The 6,397-nt window shown below is 43.2% G+C and carries 7 protein-coding genes; 4 read left to right on the top strand and 3 right to left on the bottom strand.

Annotation, left to right across the window (positions count from 1 at the left end):
* The 4 genes from ADA01nite_RS17600 to ADA01nite_RS17585 form a co-directional block, all read left to right on the top strand.
* A partial coding sequence (locus ADA01nite_RS17600) for an acyl-CoA dehydrogenase family protein (protein WP_146811679.1) occupies nt 1-867 on the top strand: 867 nt, incomplete at its 5' end.
* Complete coding sequence (locus tag ADA01nite_RS17595) at nt 864-1,913, top strand: phosphotransferase family protein (protein WP_146811677.1); 1,050 nt, start codon at nt 864-866, stop codon at nt 1,911-1,913. The genes ADA01nite_RS17600 and ADA01nite_RS17595, both read left to right, overlap by 4 nt.
* An 8-nt stretch (nt 1,914-1,921) precedes the next feature.
* Nucleotides 1,922-2,665, top strand: coding sequence for a 2-phosphosulfolactate phosphatase (locus ADA01nite_RS17590; RefSeq protein WP_146811675.1), 744 nt, complete (start codon nt 1,922-1,924; stop codon nt 2,663-2,665).
* A 47-nt stretch (nt 2,666-2,712) separates the two neighbouring features.
* A complete protein-coding gene (locus tag ADA01nite_RS17585; protein ID WP_146811673.1) occupies nt 2,713-4,059 on the top strand; it encodes an MFS transporter in 1,347 nt (448 codons plus the stop codon).
* 79 nt (nt 4,060-4,138) lie between these two features.
* Here ADA01nite_RS17585 and ADA01nite_RS17580 read toward each other — a convergent pair whose 3' ends face one another.
* From ADA01nite_RS17580 to tnpA, 3 genes are all read right to left on the bottom strand, one after another.
* Nucleotides 4,139-4,339, bottom strand: coding sequence for an alpha/beta-type small acid-soluble spore protein (locus ADA01nite_RS17580; protein ID WP_146811671.1), 201 nt, complete (start codon nt 4,337-4,339; stop codon nt 4,139-4,141).
* Between the two features lie 314 nt (nt 4,340-4,653).
* Nucleotides 4,654-5,730, bottom strand: a complete 1,077-nt coding sequence (locus tag ADA01nite_RS17575; RefSeq protein ID WP_146811669.1) for an RNA-guided endonuclease InsQ/TnpB family protein — start codon at nt 5,728-5,730, stop codon at nt 4,654-4,656.
* A 5-nt stretch (nt 5,731-5,735) separates the two neighbouring features.
* Entirely contained in the window at nt 5,736-6,134 is a 399-nt protein-coding gene (gene tnpA / locus ADA01nite_RS17570; RefSeq protein WP_146811691.1) for an IS200/IS605 family transposase, read from the bottom strand.
* Nucleotides 6,135-6,397: the final 263 nt, after the last annotated feature.

The following is a 6,397-nucleotide window of genomic DNA, read 5'->3' as shown; positions in this document are numbered from 1 at the left end:
ATAGAACAAAAAGAAAAATACTTAATGCCATTAGTAAACGGAGAGATTCGCTCCTGTTTTGCAATGACTGAACCAGAAGTATCCGGATCCGATCCTACAATGCTGCAGTCTCGCGCAGAACTTGACGGTAACGAATGGGTAATTAACGCCCATAAATGGTTTACAACCGGTGCCATTGGCGCTTCCTTTTCCATTGTAATGGCGATGACCGATCCGGATGCAGCGCCCCATGAGCGTTTCAGCATGTTTATTGTTGATGCGGACAACCCGGGCTTTGAAATCGTAAGAGAAGTGCCAGTTATGGGAGATCATTTTGCCGGCGGTCATTGTGAAGTACGCTATACAAACTGTCGTGTCCCTAAAGAAAATCTGTTGGGGAAACGTGGAGAAGGCTTTAAGCTGGCTCAATTACGTCTTGGTCCGGGGAGAATCACGCATGCTATGCGTTGGATCGGTGTGGCAAAGAGAAGTTTCGACCTTATGGTTGAGTATTCTACAAAGAGAACGACACGCGGTAAAACGTTATCGGAATTCCAAACGATTCAAAATTTCATCGCTGACTCTGCTGCCGAAATCGAAGCAGCACGTCTATTAACATTGCATGCTGCTTGGAAAATGGACCAGGGCGATCAGGCCCGTAAAGAAATCTCCATTATCAAATTTTTTGGAGCCAAAGTTCTTCATGATGTTATCGACCGCGCCATCCAGGTTCACGGTGCGCTTGGTATTACGGGGGATACACCGTTAGAAGGATTCTACCGCGAGGCGCGCTCTGCTCGCATTTATGACGGTGCCGATGAAGTACATCGAATGGTTGTTGCTAAGCAAGTACTGAAAGCATTCAAAAAGGAGAGAGTCACTCGATGAATCAAACCAATCTTAGCCGGCGAGACAGGGAAATTAACTGGAAAGTCATTGAGTATTATATTCGCTCTCACATTGAGAATCTTTCTAATGAACCTATGCAGGTCAAACAGTTTTCGGCAGGATATTCGAATTTAACCTATCTGCTTAAAATCGGGGATTGGGAAGCCGTTTTCAGACGGCCCCCCTTTGGCCAAATTCCTCCCAAAGCCCATGATATGAAACGGGAGTTTACCATTCTTCAAAAGATAAACCCGGTGTTTCCGTTAGCGCCAAAACCATATCTTTACTGTGAGGATCCGGCTATTTCAGATAAGCATTTTTACATTATGGAAAAGAAGAACGGAATTGTCTTGGATGACACCTTACCTCCCGAACATGTAGGAAACAAGGAGTATGCCCGAATTGTATCCGAAACCGTTGTCAATACACTGGTCTTCTTGCACAATATTGACTATGTAAAAGCGGGTCTTGCTACTATAGGGAAACCTCAGGGCTACCTTGAACGGCAAGTACAGGGCTGGATTAAACGATATCATCATGCAAAAACAGAAGAGATGGCTGTTGTACCTGAAATCGAGCAGTGGCTTATCAAACAACTCCCTGCCTCTCCTGCTCCATCCATCGTTCATAATGATTTCAAGCTTAATAATATGATGATTTCTCCAGATAATCCAAGGGAAGCAGTTGCTGTATTTGATTGGGAAATGTGTACAATAGGCGATCCTTTAACCGATGTGGGCTGCAGTCTCGCTTATTGGACAGAGCCCGGAGAAGGCGAAACCGGTCTTACATCCGTTACCGTTAATCCAGGCTTTATTAAACGCCGCGAGTTTGTACAGCTTTACGCAGAAAAAAGCGGACGTGATCTATCCAACATTGACTATTATTTAACATTTGCTTTTTACAAGATCGGTGTCGTTCTTCAACAAATCTACTATCGCTGGAAAAAAGGGGAAGCGAAAGACGACCGATTCGCCAAACTTGGCGAAGGGATTCATAATCTCATGCATCAAGCGTTACGGGCAAAAAATAAAGAGTTACTATAGAGGACGATATGAGAAAAATACATGTATTAACACGCAAGGAAGATATTAATAGGGAAAAACTGACCGACTGTACAGCTGTTGTTATCGATGCTCTACTTGCGACCTCAACCATTGCGGCTGTTCTTCACCACGGCGCAAAAGAAGTGATTCCTGTCCTAAACGAGCAAGAGGCACTCCTGGCATGCGAAACACTTACAGAAGAAAGCTATGTTTTATGTGGTGAAAAAGGCGGTCACACGTTAGAAGGGTTCCAGAACCCTGATCCGGTCGAACTGTTGAAAAGAGATCTATCGGATAAATCTATTGTTTTGTCCACAACAAACGGAACAGTTGCTGTTCAAAAGTGTTCCGCAGCAAAAAGTGTCTATACTTCCTCTATGTTAAATGGACCAGCGGTAGCAAGCCACATTAAGAAAGAACAGGACACCAGCTCCGTTTTGATCGTTTGCGCCGGCTCTGATAATCGCTTTTCCCTTGAAGATTTTTTAAGTGCCGGCTACTTGATTTCCGAACTTATAAAAGAAAACAACCTGTCATGGAAACTGACAGATTCAGCAAAAGCGGCTTTTCAATTATACGAATCTCAATCTCACAGGATCACTGAGGTATTTAAAGACACAGAAACAGGTTGTCTGCTCGCAGAGCTCGGTTTTAGCAAAGCTGTTACCTATGCCGGCCAATCAGGCATCATACCAATTGTGCCGCGCTGGACAAACAATCGTCTAGTAAATGCAAAACGCGTCAGCTGCTGAGAAGACACGCGCTATTAGTCTACTTAAAATAGAGAGGCGGTAGAAATATGCAACAACTCGCGAAAAAAGCATGGGGATATCGCCATATGGTTCTTGTTACCCTATGGCTGCTTTACATTATTAATTATTTTGATAGGTTAGCCGTACTCACCTTCCTTCCCTTTATCCAGGAGGATTTAAATCTAACACCCGTACAGGTGGGACAGCTTGCTTCTGTTTTCTTTTTCGCATATTCATTAGCACAGGTGACAGCTGGATTTCTTGCGGATAAAATTGGACCGAAAAAAGTTATGAACATCGCTATTATTGTATTCACACTCGTTACTGCTTTAACCGGGATGGTTAAGTCATTCGGCCAGTTTATAGCCCTGCGTATTGGGCTTGGGTTAGGGGAGGGCCATCATTTTGCTCCAGCTCTTCGTACCATTAATAACTGGTTCCCGCTTGCTGAGCGCGGGCGTTCCGTTTCGTTTTTTACCACGTCATGGGCAGTAGCCCCCGCCATTGTCCCTGTTATTATTACGACTGTTTCTTTTTATCTTTTTGGTGGTGAATGGCGACCTGTATTTTATCTTCTCGCGATTCCTGGTTTGATTGGTATATTTATTCTCTGGTACTTCGTTTCAGATACACCGAAACAAATGCTCGACAAAGGACGTTTAAAACAGGAAGAATATAATCATATTACGGCAGAAAGCCAGGAAAGCATTGCGGATGAAGAATCAGGTACTTCTCAGGTAAAAGGTGTAAGCGCATCCATTTTCCTGCGGGATCCCTCTTTTTATCTGTATACACTCCTGCTTTTTTGTCAGCTGGCTGTATATTGGGGAACAACAACCTGGTTAACTACCTTCCTTGTGAAGCAGCATGGATTAAATATCAAGGAAATGGGTCTGTTTGCTTCTGCGCCTTATGTTGTCGCAATCCTCGCAATGTTATTAGGTGGCTGGTTAATGGATAAAGTATTGCATCGAATGAAACCTGTTGGGATTATTGCCTATCTTGGAAGCATCCCTGTTCTCTGGCTGCTCGGTTCACTGGAAAAAGGCCAGACCGGCTTGTTATTAGGTTTGCTGTTACTCGTTGGCTTCTTTGTTAATTTGAATTTTGGCTCCGTTTATGCTTATTTACAGAAACGTTATCCAAAGGAAGTCGTGGGGAGAGCTACAGGAATTTCCAATGGCATAGGCCAGCTTGGTTCATTTGTTTCTCCTTTAGTAGCCGGTTATTTAGTAAAAGTCACGGTGGACGGAGCTCAGGATTTCGGTAACGTCTTTATCTTTTTCGCCCTGGCATCTGCTGTGGCTGCTACTTGCGCACTGCTTTTAAAAGAAGAAAAAGTGGGAGCTTCTCTCTCCTCTTCCACTCAGGAAATAAAAAAGCAGATCTTGTAGAAGCAGTTGAAAAAGAATGAGGGAATGATTTTCACAGAAAAAGGGCAGAACAAATGCGGTTCTGCCCTCCTTTGTGGAATCACTGCATACGGCCGCCGCCGAGCTGTTGCTCCGCCATCATGACCAGGCGTTTGGTGATTTCTCCGCCCACAGAGCCGTTTTGACGAGACGTCGTATCCGGTCCCAATTGTACACCGAATTCAGTAGCAATCTCATACTTCATTTGCTCCAGTGCCCCGCGTGCTTGCGAGGCAAGCAAGTTGTTCCTGTTTCTAGCCATTGTTATGTTCCCTCCTTGAGATGAAATGCCAGATACATTTATATGGTTCCTTATGAAAGGAAAAACATACATTTCAAAGAAAGGATTTTTTCTGGTCTTTTTCGCCGCTCTATCTCGTTATACGCTGTCCTTATAGGTGTTCTCCCCCAGCAACTCCTCTCCTGCGGATATGGTTTCCTTATCTTTGTTGACACTCTCACGGCTAAAGCCGATGGGATTCTTCGGTAGTTAGCGTTCGCAGTCCATTTCTGTTTTGAACAACTCCGAAGGTTAGGGTGTGCCATCACCCCTCCTAAGACAGTGCATATAGCATCTTAGGCTGATTGACTGTTACCATCAATCACAGGTGCATATCGAATATTCATTGCACCTACTACATCTCTGTGTTTTTCAAAGCCACATCCACACTTGTACTTACGTCCTTGTGCTTTGTTTCTTGCGGAACACTGAGGACAAGTTTGGCTTGTATAAGCAGGATTCACATATTCAACTTTTATCCCAACCATTTTTGCTTTGTACTCGATGAATTGAGACAAGCGATAGAAGGACCATGTGTGCAAATTTTTCTCGTTTTTACGGCTTGTTCTTGCCGTCTGTCGAATGTTCGCAAGTTGTTCAAGGCGAATGACAGAAACCTTATTTTCTTTTGCAAAATCCACAATTGCACGGCTAACTTTATGGTCTTGGTCTTTCATCCAACGCTGTTCCTTATCGTCTAACTTACGAATGGCATTACGTTTTTTCTTTTTTCCTAATGCTTTGCGAACAGAACGATATTTCCGCTTCATGTATTTGTTTTGTCTGCCATGACCAAAAAAGCGAACTTTTTCATCATCTGTCACAGCAACCGCAGGGACTTTCAATCCCAAATCAACCCCCATCACTTTCAATCCAGTTCCTTCGACAGTCGGAATACTGACAGAAATTTGAGCGATCCACTTGCCAGATTTCTGCGTGATGCGAAGGGTCCCTACTTTGTGCTTGAGCAAGTTGAAATTACGATTTTTCTTATCAATCAACAAAGCACGAATCGACGTTTTCCTTGCCTTCCCCTCTATCATCAAAGGGAGAGAGATGTGGGTGAAATCAAACGAGTAGTTTTGATTGTTCCACACACAAACAGGTTTCTTGAGTACAGGAACAGCAGTGTATTTACTTTTCTTTGCTTTTTGGAAAATGCTTTTCGCATCTTTGATTGCTTGATTTTTGACCGCACTTGGAAGATTGGTAGAAACATCTTTTGTTGTTTTTTTGGTACTTTTCTTTTCAGTGACCATTTCAGATACAAGTGTATTGATAGTCGAAATATACACTCGGCTCATTTCACTCAAGATGGAGGCCTGTTCTTTCGTGGGAAGCAATTTAATTTTTACAGTGATTGTTTGCGACATCAGATTCACCCCCTTGTTTTTTGTTGTTCCACATATCGTTTGATTGTCTCGCTTGATACGTTTCCTTCGGTAGAAACGAAATAGGAACGTGTCCATAAACTCGGCAAGTGTCGAAGATGAGGAAATTCCTCTCTCAACTTTTTCGAAGTCACTCCTTTGATTTTTGCCATAATATTGGAAGGACTCAGGTGTGGCAGTGCATGTAGAAACATATGTGTGTGGTCTTTGTCACATTCTAAAGCAACAATGACAATTTCCAATTCTTCGCATATTTCCTTTACCAACTGTTTAAAACGTTCCTCTACATCGGAACGAAGGAATATTTTTCTTCTGTATCGAGGACAAAAAACGAAATGATACTTGATGAAAGATATTGTTGTATGAGTTCTTCTATATTCATTCATACCCACATTGTATCAGTTGTACCAACAAACAGCAACAAATAAACAAAAATAGTTGGCCCATTTGACGTGGCATAAAGCCACGCCTGTTCCAACCTCACTTTCATCCCACCCCTAAAGGAGTGGGCTTTAGCCGTGGGAGTGTCAAGAACCCAACGATGTGATTTTAGCTTTTCGAGTTGCTCTTTTGGAAGTCCTCGCCCATCCCCCACTTGGCAGTTTCTTTCTACATTTCGAATCGAGCTCATCCCCGGTATTCCATCTCT

The organism is Aneurinibacillus danicus (assembly GCF_007991215.1).
In the GTDB taxonomy this organism is placed as follows: Bacteria; Bacillota; Bacilli; order Aneurinibacillales; family Aneurinibacillaceae; genus Aneurinibacillus; species Aneurinibacillus danicus.
Note: the sequence above shows the minus strand (reverse complement) of the source record. Positions and strands in the feature narration are given on the sequence as shown.